This window comes from Blautia sp. OM06-15AC (assembly GCF_003481425.1).
Taxonomy (GTDB): domain Bacteria; phylum Bacillota; class Clostridia; order Lachnospirales; family Lachnospiraceae; genus Fusicatenibacter; species Fusicatenibacter saccharivorans.
This window is the reverse complement of record NZ_QULD01000001.1, coordinates 209,141-233,818: the sequence shown is the minus strand read 5'-3', so window position 1 is coordinate 233,818 and position 24,678 is coordinate 209,141. Positions and strand designations below refer to the sequence as shown.

The 24,678-nt window shown below is 47.1% G+C and carries 29 protein-coding genes; 5 read left to right on the top strand and 24 right to left on the bottom strand.

Features of this window, described 5'->3' with window-relative positions; all coding sequences use genetic code 11:
• Positions 1–24: 24 nt before the first annotated feature.
• The 10 genes from DXB83_RS01205 to DXB83_RS01150 form a co-directional block, all read right to left on the bottom strand.
• Positions 25–1,272: a 3-isopropylmalate dehydratase large subunit gene (locus DXB83_RS01205; protein WP_117509126.1), complete on the bottom strand. Its 1,248-nt coding sequence runs from the start codon at positions 1,270–1,272 to the stop codon at positions 25–27.
• Between the two features lie 18 nt (positions 1,273–1,290).
• A complete protein-coding gene (locus tag DXB83_RS01200; RefSeq protein ID WP_022462500.1) occupies positions 1,291–1,782 on the bottom strand; it encodes a LeuD/DmdB family oxidoreductase small subunit in 492 nt (163 codons plus the stop codon).
• Between the two features lie 45 nt (positions 1,783–1,827).
• Positions 1,828–3,078, bottom strand: a complete 1,251-nt coding sequence (locus DXB83_RS01195) for a 3-isopropylmalate dehydratase large subunit (RefSeq protein WP_117509127.1) — start codon at positions 3,076–3,078, stop codon at positions 1,828–1,830.
• Positions 3,079–3,083: 5 nt separating this feature from the next.
• Complete coding sequence (locus DXB83_RS01190; RefSeq protein WP_055218301.1) at positions 3,084–3,566, bottom strand: LeuD/DmdB family oxidoreductase small subunit; 483 nt, start codon at positions 3,564–3,566, stop codon at positions 3,084–3,086.
• A gap of 139 nt (positions 3,567–3,705) precedes the next feature.
• A complete protein-coding gene (gene pcp / locus DXB83_RS01185; protein WP_117509128.1) occupies positions 3,706–4,350 on the bottom strand; it encodes a pyroglutamyl-peptidase I in 645 nt (214 codons plus the stop codon).
• 48 nt (positions 4,351–4,398) lie between these two features.
• Entirely contained in the window at positions 4,399–4,671 is a 273-nt protein-coding gene (locus tag DXB83_RS01180; RefSeq protein ID WP_191892600.1) for a hypothetical protein, read from the bottom strand.
• 333 nt (positions 4,672–5,004) lie between these two features.
• The gene (locus DXB83_RS01175) at positions 5,005–6,000 is read right to left on the bottom strand and encodes an asparaginase (protein WP_117509129.1); all 996 of its coding nucleotides are present in this window, start codon (positions 5,998–6,000) and stop codon (positions 5,005–5,007) included.
• Between the two features lie 416 nt (positions 6,001–6,416).
• The gene (locus DXB83_RS01165; protein ID WP_022462490.1) at positions 6,417–6,632 is read right to left on the bottom strand and encodes a hypothetical protein; all 216 of its coding nucleotides are present in this window, start codon (positions 6,630–6,632) and stop codon (positions 6,417–6,419) included.
• 270 nt (positions 6,633–6,902) lie between these two features.
• Positions 6,903–7,271 (bottom strand): hypothetical protein, encoded by a 369-nt coding sequence (locus tag DXB83_RS16750; RefSeq protein WP_226906283.1) that lies wholly within the window; start codon positions 7,269–7,271, stop codon positions 6,903–6,905.
• Between the two features lie 133 nt (positions 7,272–7,404).
• Positions 7,405–8,706, bottom strand: coding sequence for an MFS transporter (locus DXB83_RS01150; protein WP_117760423.1), 1,302 nt, complete (start codon positions 8,704–8,706; stop codon positions 7,405–7,407).
• A gap of 617 nt (positions 8,707–9,323) precedes the next feature.
• Here DXB83_RS01150 and DXB83_RS01145 point away from each other — a divergent pair.
• The gene (locus DXB83_RS01145) at positions 9,324–10,166 is read left to right on the top strand and encodes a 4Fe-4S binding protein (protein ID WP_117804163.1); all 843 of its coding nucleotides are present in this window, start codon (positions 9,324–9,326) and stop codon (positions 10,164–10,166) included.
• Between the two features lie 49 nt (positions 10,167–10,215).
• Here the strand turns inward: DXB83_RS01145 and DXB83_RS16375 are convergent, their stop codons facing one another.
• The 10 genes from DXB83_RS16375 to DXB83_RS01095 all read right to left on the bottom strand — a co-directional run bounded on the left by DXB83_RS16375 (position 10,216) and on the right by DXB83_RS01095 (position 18,756).
• The gene (locus DXB83_RS16375) at positions 10,216–10,377 is read right to left on the bottom strand and encodes a hypothetical protein (RefSeq protein ID WP_158565074.1); all 162 of its coding nucleotides are present in this window, start codon (positions 10,375–10,377) and stop codon (positions 10,216–10,218) included.
• 172 nt (positions 10,378–10,549) lie between these two features.
• On the bottom strand, positions 10,550–11,584 hold the full coding sequence (locus DXB83_RS01140) for an alcohol dehydrogenase (protein ID WP_055228476.1): 1,035 nt from the start codon (positions 11,582–11,584) through the stop codon (positions 10,550–10,552).
• Positions 11,585–11,588: 4 nt separating this feature from the next.
• Entirely contained in the window at positions 11,589–12,239 is a 651-nt protein-coding gene (locus DXB83_RS01135; RefSeq protein WP_117804010.1) for a vWA domain-containing protein, read from the bottom strand.
• A gap of 189 nt (positions 12,240–12,428) precedes the next feature.
• A complete protein-coding gene (locus DXB83_RS01130) occupies positions 12,429–13,445 on the bottom strand; it encodes an O-acetyl-ADP-ribose deacetylase (protein ID WP_118697191.1) in 1,017 nt (338 codons plus the stop codon).
• Positions 13,446–13,912: 467 nt separating this feature from the next.
• A complete protein-coding gene (locus tag DXB83_RS17070) occupies positions 13,913–14,077 on the bottom strand; it encodes an oxidoreductase Fe-dependent alcohol dehydrogenase family (RefSeq protein WP_022462483.1) in 165 nt (54 codons plus the stop codon).
• Between the two features lie 138 nt (positions 14,078–14,215).
• Positions 14,216–15,559, bottom strand: coding sequence for an MATE family efflux transporter (locus DXB83_RS01120; RefSeq protein WP_117760428.1), 1,344 nt, complete (start codon positions 15,557–15,559; stop codon positions 14,216–14,218).
• Between the two features lie 20 nt (positions 15,560–15,579).
• Positions 15,580–15,774 (bottom strand): DUF4224 domain-containing protein, encoded by a 195-nt coding sequence (locus DXB83_RS01115; protein ID WP_022462481.1) that lies wholly within the window; start codon positions 15,772–15,774, stop codon positions 15,580–15,582.
• A gap of 113 nt (positions 15,775–15,887) precedes the next feature.
• Positions 15,888–16,778: a LysR family transcriptional regulator gene (locus DXB83_RS01110; RefSeq protein ID WP_022462480.1), complete on the bottom strand. Its 891-nt coding sequence runs from the start codon at positions 16,776–16,778 to the stop codon at positions 15,888–15,890.
• Positions 16,779–17,080: 302 nt separating this feature from the next.
• A complete protein-coding gene (locus DXB83_RS01105) occupies positions 17,081–17,998 on the bottom strand; it encodes a radical SAM mobile pair protein B (RefSeq protein WP_117814034.1) in 918 nt (305 codons plus the stop codon).
• A gap of 254 nt (positions 17,999–18,252) precedes the next feature.
• Positions 18,253–18,756, bottom strand: a complete 504-nt coding sequence (locus tag DXB83_RS01095; protein WP_055218318.1) for a flavin reductase family protein — start codon at positions 18,754–18,756, stop codon at positions 18,253–18,255.
• Positions 18,757–18,910: 154 nt separating this feature from the next.
• Here DXB83_RS01095 and DXB83_RS01090 point away from each other — a divergent pair, with 154 nt between their 5' ends.
• Positions 18,911–19,264, top strand: coding sequence for a winged helix-turn-helix transcriptional regulator (locus tag DXB83_RS01090; RefSeq protein ID WP_055187091.1), 354 nt, complete (start codon positions 18,911–18,913; stop codon positions 19,262–19,264).
• A 167-nt stretch (positions 19,265–19,431) separates the two neighbouring features.
• On the opposite strand, the gene DXB83_RS01085 is transcribed toward DXB83_RS01090, so the two are convergent.
• The 3 genes from DXB83_RS01085 to DXB83_RS01075 are packed head-to-tail and all read right to left on the bottom strand — an operon-like array spanning position 19,432 to position 22,143.
• Positions 19,432–20,268 (bottom strand): NAD-dependent protein deacetylase, SIR2 family, encoded by an 837-nt coding sequence (locus DXB83_RS01085; protein ID WP_117509141.1) that lies wholly within the window; start codon positions 20,266–20,268, stop codon positions 19,432–19,434.
• A gap of 16 nt (positions 20,269–20,284) precedes the next feature.
• Positions 20,285–21,166, bottom strand: a complete 882-nt coding sequence (locus tag DXB83_RS01080) for an NAD-dependent protein deacetylase, SIR2 family (RefSeq protein ID WP_117509142.1) — start codon at positions 21,164–21,166, stop codon at positions 20,285–20,287.
• Positions 21,163–22,143: an NAD-dependent protein deacetylase gene (locus DXB83_RS01075; RefSeq protein WP_173841546.1), complete on the bottom strand. Its 981-nt coding sequence runs from the start codon at positions 22,141–22,143 to the stop codon at positions 21,163–21,165. The genes DXB83_RS01080 and DXB83_RS01075 overlap by 4 nt, the downstream gene beginning before the upstream one ends.
• A 127-nt stretch (positions 22,144–22,270) precedes the next feature.
• Here DXB83_RS01075 and DXB83_RS01070 point away from each other — a divergent pair, with 127 nt between their 5' ends.
• Genes DXB83_RS01070 through DXB83_RS01060 form a run of 3 tightly spaced genes read left to right on the top strand, consistent with a single transcriptional unit; the run spans position 22,271 to position 24,272 of the window.
• Complete coding sequence (locus tag DXB83_RS01070) at positions 22,271–22,813, top strand: Rrf2 family transcriptional regulator (RefSeq protein WP_242991104.1); 543 nt, start codon at positions 22,271–22,273, stop codon at positions 22,811–22,813.
• A gap of 53 nt (positions 22,814–22,866) precedes the next feature.
• Positions 22,867–23,253 (top strand): ArsR/SmtB family transcription factor, encoded by a 387-nt coding sequence (locus tag DXB83_RS01065; RefSeq protein WP_055228485.1) that lies wholly within the window; start codon positions 22,867–22,869, stop codon positions 23,251–23,253.
• Positions 23,250–24,272 (top strand): helix-turn-helix domain-containing protein, encoded by a 1,023-nt coding sequence (locus tag DXB83_RS01060; RefSeq protein WP_117509143.1) that lies wholly within the window; start codon positions 23,250–23,252, stop codon positions 24,270–24,272. Before DXB83_RS01065 ends, DXB83_RS01060 begins: the two co-directional genes overlap by 4 nt.
• Positions 24,273–24,367: 95 nt before the next feature.
• Here the strand turns inward: DXB83_RS01060 and DXB83_RS01055 are convergent, their stop codons facing one another.
• Positions 24,368–24,505 carry a hypothetical protein gene (locus DXB83_RS01055; protein WP_442857661.1) on the bottom strand — a complete coding sequence of 46 codons (138 nt, stop codon included), beginning with the start codon at positions 24,503–24,505 and terminating at the stop codon, positions 24,368–24,370.
• Between the last annotated feature and the right edge of the window lie 173 nt (positions 24,506–24,678).

Below are 24,678 nucleotides of genomic sequence, written 5' to 3'. Positions count from 1 at the left end.
TTCCCTTTCTGCTGTTAAGTTCGTTTACACTTCCGGCGTCACAATTTTTCCAGCTACTGCACATGCTGCCGCTGTCTTTGGAGATGCCAGATAAATTTCAACTTTAGAAGTACCCATTCTTCCAAGAAAGTTTCGGTTGTTCGTTGCTACAACACGCTCGCCGTCAGAGAGGATTCCGCCCGCTCTTCCGCAGCACAGGCCGCATCCCGGATGTGTAATCATGGCGCCTGCCTCTGCCAGTGTATCGAGAATGCCCATTTTGCTTGCCTGCAGATAAATCTTGCGGCTTGCCGGTGTTACGATCAGTTTTACGTAGTCGGCTACTTTTTTGCCTTTTAAAACCTCGGCTGCCGCCTGCAGATCCTCGAGACGGCCGTTCGTACAGGAACCGATGAAGACCTGATCGATCGGGGTTCCCTCGAGAACGCTGGTATCACGGATCTTGTCTACCTGGGACGGGCATGCCATAACCGGCACAAAATCCTCGGCGCGGTAGGTGATGGTGCACAGATATTTTGCATCCTCATCGCCTTTTAAGCTCTTCTGATAGTCATTGAGTTCGATCTCGCAGTATTCTGCGGTCTTCTCATCCGGGGTAAAAAGTGCACATTTGGCACCTGCCTCGATCGCCATGTTGGCAATCGTCATACGGCTTGCCACGGTCATATTTTCTACGGTGCTTCCTGAGAACTCCAGTGCGCGGTACGTTGCGCCGTCTGCACCGAGGTCACCGATCAGACGCAGGATAATGTCTTTTGACATCACATTTTTCGGCAGCTCGCCTTCGATGACAACTTTGATCGTCTCCGGCACTTTGATCCACATCGTACCCGTTCCAAGGATGCTCGCCATCTCTGTGTAGCCGATTCCGGAAGAGAATGCACCGACACAGCCGTATGTCGTCGTGTGGCTGTCGGTTCCGAAAACAACGTCGCCCGGTTTTACGTAACCTGCCTCTGTCATTAACTGATGGCAGATTCCGTCGCTTCTGTGTACGTTTTTCATGCCATATTTCTTTGCAAATTCATCGCCTTTGTGGAAATGTCTCGTATCGTCCACCTGGCTTGTCGGAACGAGGTGGTCGTAGATCAGAACGACTTTATCCGGGTCCCACAGTTTGGTAAAGCCCATCTCCTCGAATTTATCGCCGACAAACGGGATGAAGATATCATGAATCATGACTCTGTCCACGTTGACCGTCACAATGTCGCCCGGTTTTACGTCTTTTCCGGTGTTGTGGCGGATGATTTTTTCAATTACTGTATTGCCCATCGTTTCTTCCTCCCGCTCTTAATCCAATCCGTTGCGCTTGCGCATTGCCTTTACCAGGCCGCCTGCCTGAATGATATCCATCAGGTTCTCCGGCAGAGCTGCGATCGGGTATGTTTTTCCGTTGTAATCAACATGCTCATTCATCTTGACGGTGATGGTGTCGCCCTCTTTGATATCATCGTGCAGATCCGGCTGCTCGATCAGAAGAAGGCCGTTATTGATGGAGTTGCGGAAAAAGATCCGAGCAAAGGATTTCGCGATAACGCAGGAAATGCCGAGCGCCTTGATGATCTCCGGTGCCTGCTCTCTCGAGGAGCCGCAGCCGAAGTTCTTTCCTGCCACGATGATGTCGCCCTTTTCGATCTGTCCGGCCAGTTCCGGGCGGAGCGGGGAAAAGCCGTACTGTTTCATATCGTCAATTGTCTTTAAAGCAAGATACTCGGTCGGGATAATGATATCGGTATCAATATCGTCTCCAAGCACCCATACTTTTCCTGTAAATGCTTCCATATGTTTATTCTCCCAAAAATATTATGTATCCCTCAAAGAAAATGGTCAGATCTGATCTGCCGTCGCAATCTTTCCGGCAATCGCGGATGCGGTTACCGTAGCAGCGGATCCCAGGTATACTTTGGAGCTTGGATGACCGGCACGGCCCTTGAAGTTACGGGTTCCGGTGCTGATCAGCACTTCGTTCTCGCCGATGACACCCTGGCAGCTTCCCCAGCAGACGCTGCAGTTCGGGTTCATGACGATGGCTCCGGCCTCCATGAAGGTGTCGATGATGCCTTCTTTTAATGCCTGACGGTAGATCGTCTGGCTTGCCGGAACAACGAGGAAACGGACACCCTCTGCGACCTTCTTTCCGCGGATGATCTCTGCGCCGACACGGAGGTCTTCGATTCTTCCGTTGTTGCAGGAACCAAGGAATGCCTCATTGATTGGCGTTCCGCACGTTTCCTCTGCCGGAACAACGCGGTCCACAAAGTCTGGCTTTGCAACAACCGGGCGGACTTTGGAGAGGTCAAAGGTATACTCTCGGACGTATTTTGCATCCGGGTCGCTGTGGAAGACTTCTTTTGGCTCTCTTCCGTGCTCTTTCAGGTATTCCATGGCTTTCTCATCTGCCTCAAAGATACCGGTCTTGGCGCCGGCTTCGACTGCCATATTACAAAGTGCCATACGGTCACTGATGCTCAGCGTTTTTGCACCCTCACCGGTAAACTCCATCACCTGGTAGTTGCATCCGTTTGCGCCGACCTCGCCGATGATGGTGAGGATCAGGTCTCTCGCATAAACGCCCTCCGGCAGTTTTCCTACAAGATTGAATTTTACGCTTTCCGGTACGAGTACCCAGGAAGTTCCCGTTACCATGCCGTACAGGAAATCGGTACAGCCGACACCGGTGCCGAATGCGCCGAGTGCTCCGTAAGAGCAGGTATGGCTGTCAGCGCCGAAGATCAGCTCGCCCGGGCGGACATAGTTCTCGATCATCACCTGATGGCATACGCCTTTTCCTTCCCAGAAGTCAATGTTGTTCTCTCTTGCAAAATCACGCATCTTTTTCTGGGATGCTGCTGTTTTCGGGCTGTCGGACGGCACGTTGTGGTCGACGATGAAAACGAGCTTTTTCGGATCCGCAATGTGCGGGTGGTTTAATTTGTTGCGGTACATATCAACCGTCAGATGAGTTGTTCCGTCGTTGCTCATCAGACGATCCAGTGTTACGGTGTGGATATCTCCCGGTTTTACTTCCGGAACGCCGGCTGCAGCGGCGATAATTTTCTCTGCAATTGTCATTCCCATGGTTCTTACTCCTCCTCGCGGTTCAAAGAGGCAATCAAGCCTCCCTGATTCAGTATGTTCTGCATATATTCCGGCAGTTTGGTGCAGGTGTACGTTTTGCCGTTCACCTCTGCGGTTCCCTCGGACATATGGAGGACCATGGTGTCCCCGTCTTCTACGGCATCCGGCAGGTCTTTACAGACAATCGCCGGCAGACCGATGTTGATGGCGTTGCGGAAAAAGATTCTGGCAAAGGATTTTGCGATAACAGCCTGTACACCAAGTGCCTTTAAAACGCCCGGTGCCTGCTCTCTTGAGGAACCACAGCCAAAGTTTTCTCCTCCTACGACAAAATCTCCCGGTTTTACTTTTTTTGCAAAGTCCGGATCTAACGATTCAAACGCATGACCTTTCATCTCATCCAGATTCGGCAGAAGCAGATACTGGGATGCGATGATCTGGTCTGTATCAAGGTCATTATGAAATTTAAAAATTTTACCCTGTTCCATTTTCTTTCTTTCGTTCCTTTCGCATAAAAATTCTGACGAATCTTATTGTATCACAAAAGATATAGTTTGCAAAAGAGAAAATAGCAAAAAAAGCAGACCGCCGCACCAAAATTCCGGTACGACGGTCTGAAAGTCTGTTTTAGTGGGTAGTTCCCATTGCTTCTTCTACTTCTTCTTTGTTGGTTACGACTGCCTCGATGCAGTATTCCAGAGATTTTGCAATCGTTTCCAGCGGCATGCTTGCCATGGTGCTTGCTTTTCCGACTACCTGCTCGCATGCGAACGGTACGTGGATGAAGCCTGCGCGGATGTTCGGATATTTCGTTGCGCACAGGTGAAGCACATTGTACATGACGCAGTTGCATACGTAGGTGCCTGCGGTGAAGGATACGTGGCACGGAAGGCCGTGTTCGCGGACGTTCTGAACCATTGCTTTGACCGGAATCGTTGCAAAGTATGCGGTCGGGCCGTCTGCCTGCAGCGGTTCATCGGACGGCTGCTCTCCGGCGTTGTCCGGGATTCTTGCGTCTGCAAGGTTGATGCCGACTTTCTCTACGGTTACGCATGCGCGTCCGCCTGCCTGTCCGACATCGATGACAACGTCCGGATTGTGCTCTTTGATGGCTGCTTCCACGCAGGAAATACTTCTGGTAAACTCGGTCGGGATCTCAACTTTTACGATCTCTGCTCCGGCGATGGTATCCGGCAGAAGTTTGATGGCCTCGAATGCCGGGTTCACGCTCTCTCCTCCAAATGGGTCAAATCCTGTTAATAAAACTTTCATCGTCTTTTCTCCTTTTGTCTCTTAATTTTTGTCTCCTGGTTCTGTCCTTTAGTATAACACAGGCTCGGGTGCAATAATCTTTCCCCGGTCCATAATCTGACGGTTATCGGTAAAAATATCGGGTTCCCGGCAGACCAGGTCGAAGTGGCCTTTCGCATTCTGCACGCCGCCGAGCGCGATATTGCGTCCAAGCCCTACGTGGAAAGTTCCATACGCGGATTCATCCTCAATGTAGCAGTTGCCGAGGCAGTTCGAGCACGAATTCAGTCCGATGCCAAGCTCTCCTGCGATATAAATCCGTGGATCGAAATATTTCTCCATATACTTCTTTAAGCGGATGCCGGTCGGTGTCTCCTCGATATCGACATATGTTGTAACTGTAACCAGCGGTTGGATTCGTCATCCAAAATCCGCCGTTTTCCGCACTGCATCATGAATTCAATTCTACTAAAATGTTCAAAAGATATCAACCTGTTTCTGATTTTTCTATGAAATTTGCACAATTCTTCCAATAAAAATCAATTTTGCGTCCGTACTGTCTGAAAATTTTGCAGAAAATTTCTTTTTCCTCAAAAAGAAAAAGAGGCGTTCACAGCCAGCAGAAACATTTCTTTCCTGCGGACCGTGACAGCCTTTTTGCCGTCTTTCTTTTTCTTATTTCCAGACCGTATCGTAGTTGATCGGTTTATAGAATGCTTTTTCCCGGCTCTCATGATCATCCGGACGGTTGCCGAGAAGCCACATGGTTTTAGTTGCGACTGCCTCCGGGGTCATATCGTATGACTCGAGAATGTTGCACAGGGTTTTCATCTCATGGCCGACTTCATAGACGGTCATATCGCTTCCCTCGTGAGAAACCTGGGTACACATGATGATGAGTTTTTCCGGGTACTTCTGGCAGAGCTCGTAAAACGGCTCCTTGATGCTCGCCGGAATACCGCCGACACCGAAGCTCTCCACAATGATCGCATCGTAGTGCTCAAAAATCGCCGGAAGCAATACCGGGCTGATTCCCGGGATCAGTTTCAAGAGAAAAACGTTATCGCTTAAGTTTTCATAAAAACGAACCGGCTTTTCATACGGCAGCATCGGCAGATACCGCAGAATCCTGCGGTCCTGTATTACCGCAAGGTACGGGAAATCGATGCTGGAAAAGGCATTGTAGCTCTTCGTCCGCACCTTCTTCGCGCGCGTTCCCGCGATGACTTTTCCGTCGAACACAATCTGTACACCCTGGGATGCATCATCACAGGCGTAATAAAAGCTATCGGACAGGTTTGTCTTTGCATCCGTGATATCCAAATTGATCGGCCGCTGTGCTCCGGTGATGACGATCGGCTTTTCCGAATTCTGAATCATATAGGAAAGCGCCGCCGCGGTGTACGCCATCGTATCAGTTCCGTGCGCGATGACGAAACCGTCGTAATCCTCGTAATGCTCCTTCGCCACTTTCACCAGCGTGCTCCAGTTCTCCGGAACCACATTCGAGCTGTCCAGATTAAACGGATTCACCGCCGTAATCTCACAGAGGCCTTCCACCTCCGGAATATAAGACAATAACTCCTCCGGCGTAATCTGCGGAGTCAGACCATTTTCCGTCTTCTTCGAAGCGATTGTGCCGCCGGTTGCGATAAATAAAATCTTTTTCAATGTAAATCACTCCTGTTTTCTCGTTTGGTAACAAGTTTTCTTTATCTTAGCAGACTTTGGGGACGGCGTAAATGATGAATTTGGAAATCGAGAAACCAATCCTTTCCATTGACGCGAAAAATTCCGTTTGCTATACTGAATTTTAGACACAGAAAATCCTTATCTACGAATTTTACATTCAGAAAGCCAGGCTTCCTATGAATCATGAAAATCATCCCGGTCATCCATATCTTTATTCTTTTCTTCTTGTTTTCGGTCTGACGCTGATCTGCGCTCTGCTTGCGGGATCTTCGTATTGATCGGAGCGTGAAAAACAGGAAGCTGCCGAACAGCGCAGAATCCAGGAGCTGCATAATGAATTTCTGACTCAGAAAGATTAAACACATGTTAAACATACGTGAAACGCCCTTTACCGGCTACGCCTTCAGCAACACCTTCTGCCCGCAGACCGGGATTTCCTCGAGATACTTAAAATACCACTTCTTCCTCCGCGCCGAATACCGCACCACCACCGGAATCCAGCAATTTTCCACTTTCAGATACACATACTGCCCGGAAGCCACTTCCACCTCGCCGTTCTGCTGCTCTACAAATGCACGGTTTTTCTTTATTTTTACAATGCCTTTCGTCATAATGATCATCCTTTCTGAACGGGTTTGAAAAGATACTCTACCTGTATTGTATGCAGAGGGGATAGGAAATTTCCACTTTTCAGGGGCAAAAAAACAGGACACGGGATTCCCCCATTGTCCTGTTCTCCTTTTATCACACACCTGCTTACCCCTCAGCATCGTTCTGCTGCCAAACTTTATCGCTCGAATCAGAACAGCTGCCCCAGCAGTTTCAGCTTTTCCTTTTTGGGGAATGCGGCTTCAAATTTTTCAAAAGCTTCCGGGTTCTTGTCACAGATAAAACTCCAACGCCAGCTGCATGGCCGTTTCATCAGAATCCGCCAGCTTACGAAAAATCACCGCCATATATTTCAATGGTCCGCCCGCCAGATAATCATGATGAAGCTGCGCAAGTTTTGAATCGCGGTATTGTTCCAGCGTCAGCATTTTGCGAAAATTGGCAGAGAATGTTTCTTTCGTCCAATGCTCAAACTGCGCCATGCTGTAATCATGAATCTGTGCAATCGGGGTCTGCAGATAGAAGTGTAATGGGGTCTGGTACCAATGTGCAGCTCCTCGGTGTCCAGAAACGCATCCTTGTGATCGACTCTTCCGGCTTTCCGGATCTGGCCTGTCTGTGCTTTTTTCAGGCAGCCACATTCCCGGCAGCCCGACTCACTGATTATCGTAACACGTAACCTCTCTTTGTGAAACCCCGGAGTCAAAAACAAAAAATCTCAAAACCAGTTGCTCTTGTTCTCCTGGTTTTGAGATTTTTTATGCTGTGTATCTTTTATTTTTCACCCGCCATCGGCTGATGGTCTGCAATTTTCAGAAAAACAAATCCAAGCGCAAAGAAAACCGCCAGACATGCAACCGCTACGTTGATCGTTCCTCCCGCCAGCTTTACAACTGCAATGACTACAGATCCAAGGAAGGAAGCGCCCTTGGCAAAAATATCGTAGATGCCAAAATATTCTCCCGAATTCTCCGCCGGAATAATTTTGGAATAATACGACCGCGACAACGACTGAATTGATCCCTGAAAGCATCCCACTCCAAATGCCAGAATCGCAAAGTGCACCAGCGTCCGCAGTGTCAGCGCATAGAGGCAGATGACAAAATAGCCTGCGATACAGATCAGAATCAGGGATACCGTGTCTTTTTTCCGCGACAATTTTGCAAAAAACAGAGATCCTCCAAAAGCGACAACCTGCGTGGCAAGCAGGAAAACAACCTGTCCGACCGTATTCAGATTCAGATCGGTTCCGATGTTGATGCAGTTGTCAATGATAGTTCCAACCCCATCAATATAGAGAAAGAATCCAATCAGAAAGAAAAATACTTTCCGGTCCGAAACTGCGATTTTTTTCAGGGTTCTGAATATTTTTCCAAATGTCTGACCGACGGTAACCGTTCTCATTTCCACGTAATTCTTCTGCCGATACTCCTTCAGCAACGGCAGCGTCACCACCAGCCACCAGAGAGCCGTCACGCAAAAGCCAATCATCTTAGAGACAAAATCCGGCAGCACCCCGACCATATCCGGCCCCAACACGTAAGCAATCAGTGCTACAAGAAACGGAATGCAGGATCCCAGGTATCCCCACGCATAGCCATAGGAGGATACCTCATCCATACGTTCCTCCGTCGTCACGTCATTCAGCATGGAATCGTAAATCGTCAGCGATGCATTATAGCAGACTCTTGTCACAATATAAATGACCAGAAACAGCACCCAGCTCGTCGCAACGCCATTCAGCACACATCCTGTGATGCCAAGACCTGCCGTTGTGGTAAAAAAGATCTTTTTCTTATCCTTACGATCCGCCAGCACACCGCAGACAGGACCGATCAGTGCCACCACCACCGTAACAATTGAAATGGCAATCGAATAATACGCCGTCGCCTGATCCGAACTGATTTTTCCCGGCCCTGTACCGATTGCCAGACTCTTAAACCAGATCGGAATCAGCGAACAGGCAAGCATAATAAATGCCGAATTTCCCACATCATATAAAACCCATGCAAACTCCTGCTCCGTCAGATTTCGAAACACTTTTGTCCGATGAAGAGCCCGAAACAGACCACTCATACTCCAATCCCCACTTTCTTTTATTTTGTCATGCAGTATCAGTGTAGCATAGATTTCTTGATATTCAAAGTATTTTTTGTATGAAAGTAGGCAAAATCATTTGCAAAACGCCAGTTTTCCCATCCTTCCATGATCCGCCGGAAATTTCACAGCAGATCATTTCGATTTCTCAGATTAATGCCGGTGTCTGCGCCAAAACGGAAAGGATCGCAATCACCGCAAAAATCACAGCAGCTGCCACTGCAGCAATCATAATTTTTCTTTTCATAGCATACCTGCTTTCTCTATCATGTTTGCGGAATATTTTGTTTTCGTAATCATATCTTTTTTCCTAAAGACATTATACCCTATGCATAGGAATACATCAAACTTTTCCAGTCCAGGCCATTTCCAGACAGCTTTTAAAAACAGTCTGGCATGACTCCAAACGATTACAGGCGCAGGCGGTCATAACCGTCTGCGCCTGTAATCGTTTCACTTTTTTTGCAGATGTTTTATAAGAATCTGATTACTATTTTTTCATTTCTCTGCTATACTTATAATAAGATGTCGGGCGTTGCACCGGCCCGGCAGTCAGTGTATTGAAAAAAGCAAGAAAGCAGAGGATCAAAGAGAACATGAGAATCTATCACAGACTTCACAAATACGTGCCATCTATGCTGCTGTTTCTGCTGTTTGAAGCAGTGGCTATTACGTTGTGGCTCACAAAGGACAATTTTTTCTATCTGCTGAATTTCAGCTACATCGGAGCCTGCCTTGGGCTTGGAACGGCACTGTTTACCGCCGGGAAACGATATGCCCGGCATTTCGTCCAGTTGGCGGTGGGCAGCTATATGTTGCTGTACCTTGGCGTGATTTCCCGTGAAAATATGCAGATCGAAGGGTTCTGGTACTACCTGTTTCTCGGCGTTTTCGAAGCAGCAACTATCCACTACGCGGTTGCAAAAATTTTCGGACCGTTGCTTTTTGGGCGTGGCTGGTGCGGTTACGCCTGCTGGACAGCTATGGTGCTGGACTTTCTGCCCTACAATCAGCCGCAGAAGCCACGAAAAGAAAAGCTGGGCTTCCTTCGCTATGTGATGTTTCTTCTGTCTCTGGCGTTGGTGTCTGGGCTGTTTCTGATGCAGGTGGCACATCTGGAGCAAATCATGTTCTGGCTTTTCCTGGCCGGAAATGCGCTTTATTACCTTGTCGGTATTGTGTTCGCCTTCCTGTTTCAAGATAACCGGGCATTCTGCAAGTACCTGTGTCCCATTACGGTTTTTCTCAAACCTATGAGCTATTTCTCTCTTCTGCGCGTCCACTGTGATGAGGATAAGTGTGTCCATTGCAGGAAGTGTCTGCAGGTCTGCCCCATGAACGTGGAGGTTAATAAGGAAACCCGCAAGCGGAAAAACGGAACAGAGTGTATTCTCTGCTATGAATGCACGAAAGTTTGTCCCTCAAAAGCACTGCATTAACCGTTTTCCTCTTCCGTAAATTTATTCCTCGCTTCAGCCGTCAGATCGTTCAGCTCAGAGAAAACAGCGTGGCAATTAATTCCTTCTCTTCCTCTTCGGTCGGCAGATCTGCCATATCCATCCATCGTTCATATTCTCCGGCAAATCCTCCGGCAGCCATTGCCTCCATGCGAAAAGACGATACAGCCAGAAGTACGGATTGTCGCCACATCCGGACCCAGCGGATTCATAAAACCGATCCCTTAATTACCTATACATAATTTTACCTGATTTTTCATGGATCGTATATACTAATGGTTGGAAATCCCCCTGTTATAACAAAATTCCAATCATTATCATACCATATATAGTACATTAATGATTGGAATTATCTATATCTTCTTTTAGCATTCTACTGCTACCTTAATTACACCGTCCCGCTTACCTTCAAAGAGTTCATAGGCTTCCTCTATCCTTTCTAAGGGATAGGTATGGGTGATAAGCGGCTCTGTGTTCAGTTTTCCCTCTGCAATCAACCGTAATGTTTCTTCACAGTCACAGCCATCCACCCCTCCGGTTTTAAAGGTAAGATTTTTTCCATACATATCCGGAAGCGGCAGGATCTGTGCCTGATCATAAAGAGCAACCACCGTCACCAGACCATTGGGTCTCGCGCATTCCCAGGCCAGACGGAAGGTAGCTTCCGCCCCCGCAACCTCCAGCACAACGTCAGCTCCCCCATGATCGCTGTTTGCCCGTACAAACGCTTCACACTTCTCCGGAGAAACCAACAAAATCTCCGGATAATGCTGTCGGATAAACTGCAGACGATTTTTATCCTTTTCACACACAATAATCCGTCTTGGTTTTTTCAGCATTACCGAAAGCAGGGTACAGATACCGGTGGGGCCGGCTCCGATGATCAGCACCGTGTCCTGCTCTGAGATCTCTGAAATACGCGCTGCCCAGTAACCGGTAGCCAGAACATCGCCCACCAGCAATGCCTGTCGATCCGTAACGCCATCCGGAATCTTATTCAGTCCCTGATCTGCAAAAGGCACACGCACATATTCCGCCTGGCCGCCATCAATCCGGCAGCCCAGCGCCCAACCGCCATTTTCATCTGTACAGTTATTCACATACCCTTTCTTGCAGAAAAAGCATTCACCGCAGAAGGTCTCCACGTTTACTGTCACCCGGTCTCCCGGTTTTACCTTGGTAACTGCCTTTCCAACCTCTTCCACAATCCCCACCATCTCATGGCCAACCGTGATCCCGGGTACTGCCCGCGGAACGCTGCCATGCTTGATATGCAGATCGCTGGAGCAAATGCTGGCGAGTGTCACTTTGACAATAGCATCCCGCTCCTGCATCAGGGTCGGTTTTGGCTTCTCTCTTAATTCGAATTTTCCTTTTGAAACGTAGGTATACGCCTGCATATTTCTATTTTCCTCCACGTTTTTTATAATCCTCATCTATACGTTTTTTCCAGTCTGCGTTCAACGGGGCACTGCACCGGACAGAGCTGATTGCTTCGCTGACCACCTCATAATTCAACGCAGTTCCTTCGCTGTCGCACTGATAGTTGACTGCACGGTCTGCACCGATTCCGAACTGGCTTGCGGTCTCTACCGCGTCAATATTAGCACCGAGGAACAAAAACTCCCAACCGTATTTCGCTTTCTGCCGCTCGATCATCTGCCTCACTTTTTCGCTGTTGTACCGGCGGCTGGCATTTTTCATTCCGTCCGTAGTGATTACGAACATGGTGTGTTCCGGTACATCCTCCGGTCTTGCATACTTATGAACATTTCCAATGTGATGAATCGCACCGCCGATGGCATCTAAGAGCGCTGTGCATCCGCGAACTGTATAATCCCGGTCGGTCATCGGTCGGATTTTCTTTACATCTACACGGTCGTGCAGGACTTCACTCACATTGTCAAACAGTACCGTTGAGATCAATGCTTCGCCCTCTGCTTTTTTCTGCTGCTCAATCATAGAATTGAATCCGCCGATGGTGTCCCGTTCCAGTCCGTTCATGGAACCGCTGCGGTCTAAGATAAAAACGATCTCTGTTAAATTCTTTCTCATATGCTTGTCCTCCTCCAAAAAGATCTCGCCCTTGCGGGCTCGCTGTCGCGGTATTCGCCAAGGTTTCGAGCAAGCTCGAACTTTGGCTCATTACACGCGCATATGGCTGCTCGGTTTTGTACCTTACAGTCATAGTATAGCGATTTTCTTTTGTGGAGTGGTCGCATGGAAAGCGACATTTCTTTGTTCTTATGCTCCGATCAGACTCTGGTCAAAGGCAAACAGTGCCTCGTTAATTTCATACACATTATAATTTCCCCGTTCGACAAAATATTCTACAATGATGTCAAATTTACTTGAATGGGACAATGTGAATCCTGCCTTGCCGAGCATCTCCTGCATCTGGGCAAGCGGCAGCTCCAAAGCGAGGGCAAATGCCAGCACCGTAGGTTTGGATGGCTTATAGAATCTATCCGAACGGATTTTTGAGAAGAGCTTCCTGTCAATATTTGCTTTCTTGTAGCACTGTGCATCCGTCATACCGCTTTCCTCAATCTTTCGAAGCAGCATTTCTGAAAAGCTCTCATCCATCTGCCCCAGCGCCTCTTCCAGAGACTGACTGCTGCAGGATTTACAGATTGCTTCGGGCGGCAGCGGGACAGATGCAGCTTCAAAGCAGGATTCCTCTTGCCATGCTTCGGAACACCGACTCTGTTCTGCCCTCCTGTCGGTATGTTCTTCCACATACCTGTCATCTATGTACACTGCGATGTCATCAAACAGCTTTCCGCTAATCTGATATGTCTTTCGGTCAAAAATAACGATATAGACCATCATCTCGTTTTCCAGCAAAAATTCGCTGATGGTATCGACTGCAACCTTCAGAGCCTGGTCTTTTGGATAGCCGTAAACACCGGAGGAAATCAGCGGAAAGGCTACAGACTGACAGCCATTTTCTTTCGCCAGATTCAAAGATGTCCGATAACAGGATTCCAGAAGCTCCTGCTCCCGATGCCTGCCATCCCGCCAGCGCGGACCGACTGCATGGATCACATATTTGCAGGGCAGACGGTATCCCTTTGTAATTTTTGCACTGCCGGTTTCGCAGCCATGCAGCGTACGGCATTCTGCAAGCAGTTCCGGTCCGGCCGCACGATGAATGCAGCCGTCCACACCTCCGCCGCCCAAAAGGGACGTGTTGGCAGCATTGACGATTGCGTCAACACTCATTTTTGTAATATCGTTTCTGATCATTTGCAACGGCATGAAGCACCCCTCCCATTCGTCCAGCAGTTGAAAATCAACATTAGTAAATAAAATATCCCATAACATAAGCTTCTTTAAAAACACTTTGATTCTTGACTCCAGGAACTTTATCGAGATATTCCATGTCATTACTTGCAATCTTAACTCTTTTTAAGTTAAGATGCAATATTTGAGTTAAAAGTAGTTGAAAATCAACATTATTAAAAATCATTTTCGAAAAAAGTCCGATGCAACATGAGCATTACACCCACACTGCACCGGACATTCCACATCATCAACTGCTCTGTCTATTTTCTTCTTCCTGCTCATGCAGCTGCTCTTTTTTCTACTCGTCCCCTTTCAGGATTTCTTTGCCACAATGTCAAGTGATGAATTAAAAAAAGACAAGCAACATCAAAGAAAAATTTCTTTCACAGCACTTGCCTTTTTCTATTATATTATCGTTATAAAAGCTCCTACTTGAATGCTTACAAACTGTTCTTCAAAATCTCCAATACCTCATCATGATTCAACACCTTATATCCACCTTCCATGATGATGGTTCCATTTGCAATACCATGCAACATTTCTTCTGTTGCCCCCAACTCATGGAGATTCATTGTAAGTCCCAGTTCTTTCATCCAAACTTCCATACAGGAAAGCCCTTCTCTGGCAACCTGTTCATCAGCTTTTCCAGCAGGATTGACCTCCCACACATTCACAGCAAAACGGCAAAACTTGCTAAGACCATAAGGCATAATATACCGATATTGAACTTATTATAAATGAATCTATATCACCTGAAATGTTTTCCATTTTCCGGACTTCTGCCTCCAGAAGAAAATGACCGCCCGAATGCTCCAGTCACAAACCATTGCAATAGCAATCCCGATCACGCCCATTTTCAAAACAATTCCCAAGAGCCATGATAAAAGCAGACGCACCGCTATCGTGGAGATAACCGAAACATACATGGTAAATTTCACATCACCCGCTGCCCGCAGCCCATTACTAAGCGCACCGGAAAAGGGATATGCTGCTGCATTAAACACGTTATGGATTAAAACCAGCCAGATTACAAGCCGTTTGGTCTCCGGCTGCAAAGCATAAAATTTCATAAAGAATGGAGTCAGAAGAAAAATCAAAAGATTCCATGCCGATGAAATCAGCAATGTGATTCTTGTCAATCTCTTAAAATAATGCTCCGCAGCATCTGCATCCCCATTTCCCATACACTGTCCAATGACCGTTATAAATACGGGACCCATAGCGACTCCCGCCAGCGCAGCCAATGACCAGATACTTTGTGCAACACCATTTGCAGCAATCTGATATGTTCCAAAAAGTGCAACGATACCGCTTAATGCTACTTTGACTAACTGGAATATACCGTTTTCCATCCCATTTGGAATAGCGATTTTTAGAATTTGTTTCATGAAATCCACATTCCACCGGAAAATCCACTTGCAGCGATAGAACACTTCATTTTTTCTCTGAAAACAAAGTACTGTAATCATCACGGCTGAAAATGTCCGAGCGATCAGTGAAGGGTATGCAACACCTGCAACACCTGCACGCAAAACAAGTACACCAATGAAATTTCCAATAACATTGATGATATTGGAAATTACCGACAAATACATGGTCACACTGGTTTTTCCAATACTGCGAAAAAGGGCAGCGCCAGCATTGTAAACCGCCAATGCCGGATAGGAATATGCAGAAATCCTAAGGTATGTAATACAAGAGTGCATCACAGAATCTTCCACTTTACCGAACATCAGACGAAGCATCCCTTCATTTCCAATTAGAACCATCACTACGATCAGTATGGAAAAAATCGCAGAAAATGAAAGAAGCTGACTGGCGGATTCTCCAGCGTCATCATTTTTCTTTCTACCAATATACTGGCTGATCACAACCGCCCCTCCAGATGCCAATGCTGTAAACAGATAAATAAAAATAGTATTGAACTGATTTACCAGTGAAACACCGGATACTGCCGCTTCTCCTGCGTAGCTGACCACCAGTGTGTCCGCCATCCCTACAAGCATTATCAGCAGCTGCTCTAAAAACAGGGGAATAATCATAGCCATCAACTTCTCGTTTGAAAACAGAGTTGTTTGCTGATTCACGCCTTTTCCTCCTCTTATTGTTATTTTTTTGTTTTACAGATCATATAATCGATTGCATCAAGTGACTGCTGCTTTTCATGTACCTCATCAAGCAATTTGTACCGATATTTTCGCAACATCCTTATCTGCATTTCTTGATCTTCGCATCCTGAAATTTTTGCGATTTCTTCTTTGCTTAATCCGGCGTTTATACGGGAATCATAATCCGGTTTCATGAAATGGCACTCCCTCCTCAATAAAAAATATAGGTGCAGAAATTAAAGCTGTTTGCTTTATCTCTACACCTATATTATAATTTTCTAATTGAATTATATCAAATACTTAGTTTTTATGGTTTGTCCATGCCTAAAAAGCATTGAATATGTTTGATGAATTTTGTGGTTGCTAAGCTAAACGGCTGACCACGTTTCCATGCTAATACACTTGTTGCTGTAAGTGGCGGATCAAGCGGTCTGAATGTAACCTTTGATTGATTCCAGAACGGTACAGCCCCTTCAATCACCAATGAATATGCCAAGCCTCCATTCACCATAATTGCGCTGTTCGTACTTAAATTGCTGGTAAAAACAATATCCAGTTTCTCATAGTAGTTGCCAAACCAACTTGCCAACTCACTCTGCACATTCATACGCCTAGGAAGAATCAAAGGCAGTACAGACAAATCTTTTGCGCTTACCGTTTCTTTCTTGGAGAGTGGATCATCCGATTTCATCAGAACCACCCATTTTTCCCTTATATTCAAGCGAATAAATTCATATTTTTCCATATCAACCGGCTCAAGAAGCAAACCAATATCCAGTAGTCCCTTCTCCATTTGTTCCTTTACCAAATCTGCTGTGGCTGTAAAAATGTCAAAAGTAACACGGGGATATTTCCGACGAAAGGACTCAATTATTTTAGGAAGAAGTTGTACAGCAGCAATTTCTCCACACCCAATGGAAATTTTACCTTCCACCTGTTCCTCTTGCTCCACTAATTCTTTTTCTGTCTTATCTACAAGCTGCAAAATTTCTTCCGCACGACGGCGAAGAAGTATTCCTTCATTTGTCAATTTGATTTTCCGTGTCCCTCTATCAAACAGCTTTACACCAATATCTTCCTCCATCTGTGCAAGCTGACGTGAAAGTGTCGGCTGCGTGATATGTAAAACTTCTGAGGCTTTTGTGATACTTTCTTCCCTTACTACAGTCAGAAAATATCGAAGAACTCTAATTTCCACGAAAAATACCTCCCAAATTCATCATGCTTAATAAGTATATTTTAACGTATCTATACTCGAAAGGCAATAAAAAACATCTGCTCATCGTATGCTTACCGGTAATATAATTTTATGTAAAACTTGATAAACACCTATCATTTAATCGTTCTGTCTACATTGTAGAGCGGGGAAAATCGAAAAACAATGGACGGAGTACAAGTCCTTCCAAGAGGGATAAGAAAACTTCTGAATGGGTAAACAGTGCTAAAAAAGGTTCTGACATTGAAGCACAGCTCCATGTCAGAACCCATTTATTTCACAAATTATTTTTGGGAGTTGCGTCGCCCGGTGTTTTCCGAGCCACGCACTTCCTCATGGTAAAAGTAATCCACAATGACCGGGTGCCCAGGCTCTGCCCGGCCGTAGGGCAGCTCGTTGTCCACGAAGGGACAGCTGTTTTCTTTCGCCAGCCGTTCCGCTTGATCCTCCAAACCACGGAAGTAGCTTCTGTCTCTCTTGTTGTAGATAGCGTCGTACAGCGGAACCAAGTCAGGATGTTTTTTACGTATATAGTCAAGGATGTCTTTTTTGAATCCGCCTCGCAGGTTTAGATTTTCTAACCATATCAGGTCGCATTGATTTCTGACCTGATGGAAGATAGCCTCAAAATCCGTGATACCCGGAAAGACAGGGGCAATAAAGCAGACGGTGCGAATGCCCGCATCATAGATCTGCTTCATGGCATCCAGCCGTCGCTTGATGCTGACGGCATTGTCCATATCATTTTTAAAGCCTTCGTCCAATGTATTGATCGACCAAGAGACCGTGACCTTTCCCAATTTTTTCAGAAGGTCGATGTCACGGATTACCAAGTCTGACTTGGTACAGATGAGAATTTCTGCCTCACTGCCCCGGAGTTGTTCAAGAAGCTTTCGGGTGTTCTGAAACTGAGCCTCCTGGGGCAGATATCCATCGGTCACTGAACCGATGACTACGCGCTGCCCTTTGTATTTTTGCGGATTTTTGATTGCTGGCCAATGTTTCACATCCAGGAATGTCCCCCACGGTTCGGTGTGCCCGGTAAATCGCTTCATAAACGAGGCGTAGCAGTATTTGCAGCCATGGGTACAGCCCACATAAGGATTGACGGAATAGCCTCCCACCGGCAGGGCGGATTTTGTCATAATATTTTTGGTTTCTACATCCTGAATCAGAATGCTGCTCTCTTTTACTTCTGTCATGTCTTCTGTTCCTCCAATACCCGGTAAAAAGCCAGGGGAAATTCTTGTACCATCTGTGCCTCGCCCATGATAGGAAGCAGATCTTCCTTCATAAATACAGGGATGCCAAGCGAATGGGCCTGATGTGTCAGGTTCCACACCCATTCCGGTTTCGATACGGCTTTGCCCTTCCTATGTCCGGTCTCAGTCCCAATGACGATCCACTCAATTTAATACAAACAGCCACCGCTGATGCCTCCTTACCGTTTTAAGATTTAGCCTTCTGCCGCAGGTGCAACTTTCCCGAAGCCGTTCCAGGCATACAGGCCCTTCTTGTCCTCATCGCCCAGGAACTTGTCCACCTGACAGATGTGCAGGATATGGTCGCCCACCTCCACCGACTGCTGCAAGATAGCCACCATCGCCAGCCGGGTGTCCGCCGGAATCTGGATATCGCTGCCCTCCACAGCCATCATCTCGATGTTGTTGGCGGCCACCTTATCGGTCTCGGCACCGGTAGATGCTCCGCAGGCCATTACTGCGCCTGCCAGACTCTCACCGGGAACAGTGACAATGACTTTGCCGGTCTCACGCACACGCTTGCCGGTGTGGGACTGTTTGCCAGTGGCGAAGCCCACCATAGGCGGATTGAAGGAGAGGTAAGACACAAAGCAAATGGGAGCCAGGTTCGTAGAACCATCCTCCTTTTTAGAGCAGATCAGTGTCAGCGGATTGGGGGAGGTCAGAACAGTAGCCTCCATAATGTTCAGTTCTTTCATAAAATTCAGACCTTTCTAAGAGATTTCAGTCGTTGACTGTATGGCCAACCAGTGATATATTTATTATATCTGATAGTAATTTTTGTTCAAGTACGCAAATTATTTATACCTGGTATCAAAAAATATACTGCAAAAGACGAGGAACGATCCAATTATGACTTATGAAGAATTCAAAGAAAAGGTTGGCAGTGTCATTCTAACCGGCGAGGGAAACTGCCCGGTCACGCCGGTGGTTCAAATGCTGCAGGGCAAATGGAAACTCCAAATTCTCTATGAACTGTGCATCAAGTGTCCTATGCGGTTTGGGGAACTGAAAAAAGTTCTCAAACCCATTACCAACACAGCTCTGACCAACGCGCTGAAAGAGCTGGAAGCGGACGAATTGGTTCAGCGTATCCAATATAATGAAATGCCTCTGCGAGTGGAGTACTCCCTCACCGAAAAAGGGCGGGACCTGCTGCCGGTCTTTTACGCCATTTCCCAATGGGGAATGAAATATATACCATGATTCTAACTATATTAATATCTGCCTGATAATAGCCGGGAGGCATTGACAATTTGAGTCAACTTCCCGGCTTTTTATGCATTCTCTACTGCTGCAAAGGATTCAGGAAGCAACCTGGTTCATGAGAGTTTATGCATTTGTATAGTCATTTTGAACCTGCTCCGAAATCGTCATACCTCACACGCCTCCCGGAGAGCAGGCAGCAGCTCATCCAGCCGCCCGTCCAGTCCGAAGGACTTCTCTTTGATATTGTCCGCAATGTAGATCTCCCCCAGATTGATGGTCACATAAGTGGCGTTTGGCTCGCCGGCCACCAGGCGCATCATCGGGGCCTTGATCAGCTGATTGCGCCAGCCAATGCCCAGCTCCAGAACCACCAGTTTCTTTCCGTGGTAGGTTTTCAGAAAGTTTTGGAACCGTGCCTGGGCAGCGGCATCCGGGATCATTCTCTGACCCGCGCCCATGTGGATGTCCATGGGACCTCCGCACTTGGGACAACGCGGCACCAACTCTGTAGGCACATGGCCGCCCTGTTCGGCAGCCGATAATTTTTCGGCCACCTCTAAACTTGAATAGAGGGTATCGTGGCAGGGGCGGGCACACTGCATAGTAATCCAGTTGCCCTCAATCTCATAGATTTTCGTCGGATCGAAGCCACACAGTTCAAAGTGACCTTCTCCGTTTGATGTGACGACAAAGTAATCTTTTTCTCCTACAATGGCCTTCAAATCGTTCATCACCGGCGTAGGCTGGTACTGCCCACAGTAACGATGGATGAGCCGGGCCCAGAAGGCCCATTTTTCCTCCTCGCTGGGCCATCCGGCCATCATGCCCTGCAAAATACAACGTAAGCCGTATTTTTGTTTGAAATCCCCAAACAGTCTTTCAAAAGTCGCATTGTCCGCAAACAAATGCAGTCCTTCGGTGATGGACAGGCCGTTACTGGCTCCGATCAGGATAGCGTCCGCTTCTCTGAATTTTTTCGCAATAGGGTTCCAATCAATCATATTTGTTCGCTCCTTTCTATTTTATGGTTGCTGCGATGGATCGCTCCTGCCGGAGGGCAGCCAGAGTTTCCGCCAAATCTCCTTGCAGATACAGGCTGCGTCCCCGCAGATGCTCTGGCCTATGAGCTGCCTCTCGATTAAGACATGCATAAAAGACGTTTTCGTTTTTGGCAGTAAGTTCCCAGAAGGGCAATTTGATGATACTGGGTGTCATCTCACCCACGCCAAGTTCCAACAGCAGGACTTTTTTGTCGAACTGATCCATTATCCAGTGTCGCAGGAATCTATGGTAGCGATGCAGACTATCCTGCCAGAAGGTTCCCTCCAGAAAGGTATCATCTCGTACCCAGGGCACCAGCACCCGCCCGCAATCCGGGCAACGAGGAACAGCCTCCTCCGGCAGGCGAACACCTGCCAGGCAACCAGTCAGTTCCTTCACCAGTTCGCGGTTTTCCCCAATATCATCCCGGCAGGGCTGACTGCATTGGCAGTAGCTAAAGTCTCCCTGAAAGGCGCAAATTTGTTTCTGGGGAAATACTCGAAAAAACTGCTGATCCACATTGGTGGTCAGAACAAAAGCAGGTTTGTCCGCAACAAGCGCCTGCAGGTCCAGATAGGGCTGCCCAGTAGGGGCTTCCCACATGAAGCGGATATATTGACTGTAATACCCCCACTGTTCCCCATAGCTGGAAAAGCAATGGTAGAATCCAGCCAGCGGAGAGGTAAAGCCATACTGTTCGCGAAAGGGAGACAATGCCTCCGAAAGTGCCGGGGACCAATGGTAGTGGTCGTATCCAGCCGCGCTTGACAGGCCGGAGCCGCCTCCGATCACAACGGCATCTGCTTGATCAATACGCTCGGCAAGTTCCTGAAGCGTCGCTTGGTTTGCAACCCTCATCGATCGTTATCTCCGCTGTCCATGGTATCCCGTGCATCCCGCAGCACTTGAGCAATGTCGGCCACAATGGTCATGCCCTTGTCCTCCAACTGCTTGGGCAGGAAGTCATACTTGTTGTTGACAGCAATATATCGAGCATGGGGAAAGCTGAGGGTCATGTTCCAGAAAGGTTCTTGGATAAACATGGGAGTCATTCGGCCCACGCCCAGCTCCAGGAACAAAATTTTGCTGTCTTTGTGTTCCAGCACATAGCGAGAAATTTTTTCGTACTGTTCTTCGTATTTCTTTCCTTGCAGAAAATTCCCATATCCTCGCACCCAAGGGAATGCCTCGCCGCCGCAGTGGGGGCATCGGGGAATGAGATCCGTGGGAATCTTCGTGTCACTCCCCATAGCGGCTACCATATCAGCCACCGGCTTTACCGCATCCCAAGTGTCATCGGTACAACAGGCGGCACACTGGAAGAAGCGGTGATCCCCCTGAATCTCTGCCACCTTCTCCTCCGGGTAGAGTTTGACAAACTGGGTATCCTGGTTCGTGGTGAGGATGAAGAAGTCCTTGCCTTTCAGCAAAGCGTCTAAATCCAAATAGGAATGACGCACAGGTGCGGTCTGGGTAGTGTGAAGGAATGTGGCGAGATACCCCCAATACTCTTCCCTTGTCTTCCAGGGGTGCATCATCCCTGCAAAAGCACCTTTGAAGTGGTACTTCTCGGCAAAAGGGCGGAAGTATTTGCGGTAGGAGTCGTTGTCCTCGTAGTAAAAATCTCCACCACCGGCAGCGGACAGGCCGGAGGCCCCGCCCACTACCACACAGTCAGCTTCCTTTACCTCCTGTACCAAACGATGGATCTGTTCGCTATACGGCAGCGGCTTTTTGTCAGTCAGCTGATAAGGCGTACCGCCGGAAGCATAGATATGATAGTGCCTGGAATAATTCATCTGGGTCTGCATGACCAGATCATCATAGAAGTTCATTGTCACCATTCCTTTCAAGTGGGTGTTATTTTTATTCTTACTTCAAATTATTTTAGCATCCTCTTGCGTCACTGTCAATATGTTGTTATAATAAAAATAACATCAAAGTAAAAAAGGAGATCAGGCTATGAAATATTCTACCCGCCTTAGCGATGCTGTTCATATTCTGGCTTTTATCGCTCTGTACCCAAACTGCGACCTGACCAGTAACAAGCTGGCAGAGAGCATTCAGACGAATCCTGCCTATGTGCGCCAGCTCATGTCCGCCCTGCGGAAGGGAGGACTGCTGGTCAGCGTGAAGGGACATCCCCGACCTGCTCTGGCTCGTGAGCCGGAGAAAATCACTCTACTGGATGCCTATCGGGCAGTAGAGGGCAACAAGCCCCTGCTCCATCAGGACATCCACACCAATCCTGCCTGTGGCGTGGGTGTAAATATTCAACTGGTGCTGCGGGATTTTTACTTGGACATTCAAAAAACAGCGGAACAAAGAATGCAAGGAATCACGTTGAAAGATGTGCTGGAACAATATCACATGACTCCCATTGGTTACCCCTGTCCTTTTGCCAAACGTATGCGGGAGCTGGTGCAGAAAGAGATAGGTGATGGTGTCCGTATCTTGGATTACACCCATGACGCTGGTCCTGAACCAGAAATATTTCAGAAGTAAAGTTTCTTTTTCCTTCAGCCTATGGTAAGATAGACTTTAAGGAGGAGTGCTAAATGATTCAGAACCCCTTACCACACGACCACGGACAAACTATCGAGCAGGAACTGGAACATATGCCCAGCGTAGAAAACTTTCAAACCGTAGCTGATATTTTCAAGCAGCTGGGGGATGGCAGCCGTATTCGCATTTTTTGGTTGCTTTGCCACTGTGAGGAATGTGTTATCAATCTTTCAGCCATGGTAAATATGAGCAGTCCTGCAGTTTCTCACCATCTCAAGCAGTTGAAATCAGCAGGTCTGATCGTTAGCCGCCGGGACGGAAAAGAGGTCTATTATAAAGCGGCCGATACCGAGCAGGCCCGAAATTTCCATCACATGATTGAGTGGCTTGTAAAAATCGCCTGTCCGTCGCAAGTAGAAAAACAAAAAGGAACGCCATGAAAAAAGAAGAATCCAAAGTTATCGCTCAAAAATTTCAAAAGATTCCAAACGGCACCCTCGCCTTGAAGCATTGCCGGGCTGGCGGAACGGGTACCACACTCTTTGGAGAACAGTTTCGAGCGGTTACCGCTGGAAAAGGGGTTATGGAGGCATATGAAACTTTTCCTGGAATAGAGGTATCCTTCAATGTTTTTCTTGCTTCAGAGATCAAGTTTCAGCATGATGCTTCGGATTCTGTTTTAGAAATTTACTATTGTTGCAGTGGTCGCGTGGGTTGGAATATGCAAGACGGTACTGCCGTCTATTTAGGTAGAGGTGATGTGACAGCACACAGTATGGCCTGCTGCGCGGATTCCGCCATGATGTTTCCCCTAGGATATGCAGAGGGAATTTCCATTTCCGTGGATCTGAAACAGCTCTCTTCCATTTGCCCGGAAGTTTTAAAGAATGCCGGTGTGGAGGCAGACCAGTTACGGGATCGATTTTGCTCCGGAAAGCCATCCGCAATCCCGTCCTGTTCCGATTTAGAGCACATTTTTGCCCCACTCTTTTCTGCTCCTGTATCCGTTCGAATTTCCCTCTTGAAATTGAAGGTGCTGGAAATTTTGATTTATTTGAGCAACATGAAATCGGAGCATAAAGAATTGACCCAATACTTCTCCCAGCAAACCGAATTGATAAAAGAAATTCATCAACAGTTGACAGAGCACTTGGATCAACGATTTACGATCGCAGAACTTTCCAAACAGTATTTGATAAATACCTCCACTCTAAAGGAGATATTCAAGGCAGTCTACGGCCAGCCTATCGCCACCTATATGAAGGAATTTCGAGTGCGTCAGGCTATGAAATTATTACGGGAAACAAATGACACTATCGCGGATATTGCTTCCCAGGTAGGCTACCAAACCCAGGGAAAATTTTCAAGCGCTTTTCAGTCTATAGTCAAAATGTCACCCAGAGAATACAGAAAAATCCAGGGTATAGCTCCATCGGATTTCTTTAGCAAAACACTGTAATGAAAAATTCTGGTAGACTACTGCCAACAAAGCCAAGTTCTTCACTTTTGATGTATAGTCAATCAGCGTTGTCATCCTAATCTGTGCTGACTGCATCAGCAGCCGTTTTCCACATACTGAACATAGGAGATCAAACCGTCTGTTCTTACAGCATCCAGTGTTTTTACGCTGATTCCCAGTATACTGGCTGCTTCCTTCCTTGTAATCAGTTTATCCATCGCCTTCTTCGTCATAGTTCATAGCGAAAGCTCCCTTCCTGTGATAGCTACATACTACCACAAAAGTAATTATCTTTCACTGACAACTATCCTAACACACAGGGATAACTTGAATAGAGTAAAATGCTCGCATCTATCATTTCAAGCAAGAGAAAATGAAGTGAAATGCTTGCATTCTCTAATGATTA

Coding starts and splice junctions, on each gene's coding strand:
- DXB83_RS01205 (WP_117509126.1), bottom strand. CDS start 1,272: ATGGGCAATACAGTAATTGAAAAAATCATCCGCCACAACACCGGAAAA.
- DXB83_RS01200 (WP_022462500.1), bottom strand. CDS start 1,782: ATGGAAGCATTTACAGGAAAAGTATGGGTGCTTGGAGACGATATTGAT.
- DXB83_RS01195 (WP_117509127.1), bottom strand. CDS start 3,078: ATGGGAATGACAATTGCAGAGAAAATTATCGCCGCTGCAGCCGGCGTT.
- DXB83_RS01190 (WP_055218301.1), bottom strand. CDS start 3,566: ATGGAACAGGGTAAAATTTTTAAATTTCATAATGACCTTGATACAGAC.
- pcp (WP_117509128.1), bottom strand. CDS start 4,350: ATGAAAGTTTTATTAACAGGATTTGACCCATTTGGAGGAGAGAGCGTG.
- DXB83_RS01180 (WP_191892600.1), bottom strand. CDS start 4,671: ATGGAGAAATATTTCGATCCACGGATTTATATCGCAGGAGAGCTTGGC.
- DXB83_RS01165 (WP_022462490.1), bottom strand. CDS start 6,632: ATGACGAAAGGCATTGTAAAAATAAAGAAAAACCGTGCATTTGTAGAG.
- DXB83_RS16750 (WP_226906283.1), bottom strand. CDS start 7,271: ATGTGGCTGCCTGAAAAAAGCACAGACAGGCCAGATCCGGAAAGCCGG.
- DXB83_RS01150 (WP_117760423.1), bottom strand. CDS start 8,706: ATGAGTGGTCTGTTTCGGGCTCTTCATCGGACAAAAGTGTTTCGAAAT.
- DXB83_RS01145 (WP_117804163.1), top strand. CDS start 9,324: ATGAGAATCTATCACAGACTTCACAAATACGTGCCATCTATGCTGCTG.
- DXB83_RS16375 (WP_158565074.1), bottom strand. CDS start 10,377: ATGTGGCGACAATCCGTACTTCTGGCTGTATCGTCTTTTCGCATGGAG.
- DXB83_RS01140 (WP_055228476.1), bottom strand. CDS start 11,584: ATGCAGGCGTATACCTACGTTTCAAAAGGAAAATTCGAATTAAGAGAG.
- DXB83_RS01135 (WP_117804010.1), bottom strand. CDS start 12,239: ATGAGAAAGAATTTAACAGAGATCGTTTTTATCTTAGACCGCAGCGGT.
- DXB83_RS01130 (WP_118697191.1), bottom strand. CDS start 13,445: ATGCCGTTGCAAATGATCAGAAACGATATTACAAAAATGAGTGTTGAC.
- DXB83_RS17070 (WP_022462483.1), bottom strand. CDS start 14,077: ATGGAAGTTTGGATGAAAGAACTGGGACTTACAATGAATCTCCATGAG.
- DXB83_RS01115 (WP_022462481.1), bottom strand. CDS start 15,774: ATGAAACCGGATTATGATTCCCGTATAAACGCCGGATTAAGCAAAGAA.
- DXB83_RS01105 (WP_117814034.1), bottom strand. CDS start 17,998: ATGACAGAAGTAAAAGAGAGCAGCATTCTGATTCAGGATGTAGAAACC.
- DXB83_RS01095 (WP_055218318.1), bottom strand. CDS start 18,756: ATGAAAGAACTGAACATTATGGAGGCTACTGTTCTGACCTCCCCCAAT.
- DXB83_RS01090 (WP_055187091.1), top strand. CDS start 18,911: ATGACTTATGAAGAATTCAAAGAAAAGGTTGGCAGTGTCATTCTAACC.
- DXB83_RS01085 (WP_117509141.1), bottom strand. CDS start 20,268: ATGATTGATTGGAACCCTATTGCGAAAAAATTCAGAGAAGCGGACGCT.
- DXB83_RS01080 (WP_117509142.1), bottom strand. CDS start 21,166: ATGAGGGTTGCAAACCAAGCGACGCTTCAGGAACTTGCCGAGCGTATT.
- DXB83_RS01075 (WP_173841546.1), bottom strand. CDS start 22,143: ATGAACTTCTATGATGATCTGGTCATGCAGACCCAGATGAATTATTCC.
- DXB83_RS01070 (WP_242991104.1), top strand. CDS start 22,271: ATGAAATATTCTACCCGCCTTAGCGATGCTGTTCATATTCTGGCTTTT.
- DXB83_RS01065 (WP_055228485.1), top strand. CDS start 22,867: ATGATTCAGAACCCCTTACCACACGACCACGGACAAACTATCGAGCAG.
- DXB83_RS01060 (WP_117509143.1), top strand. CDS start 23,250: ATGAAAAAAGAAGAATCCAAAGTTATCGCTCAAAAATTTCAAAAGATT.
- DXB83_RS01055 (WP_442857661.1), bottom strand. CDS start 24,505: ATGACGAAGAAGGCGATGGATAAACTGATTACAAGGAAGGAAGCAGCC.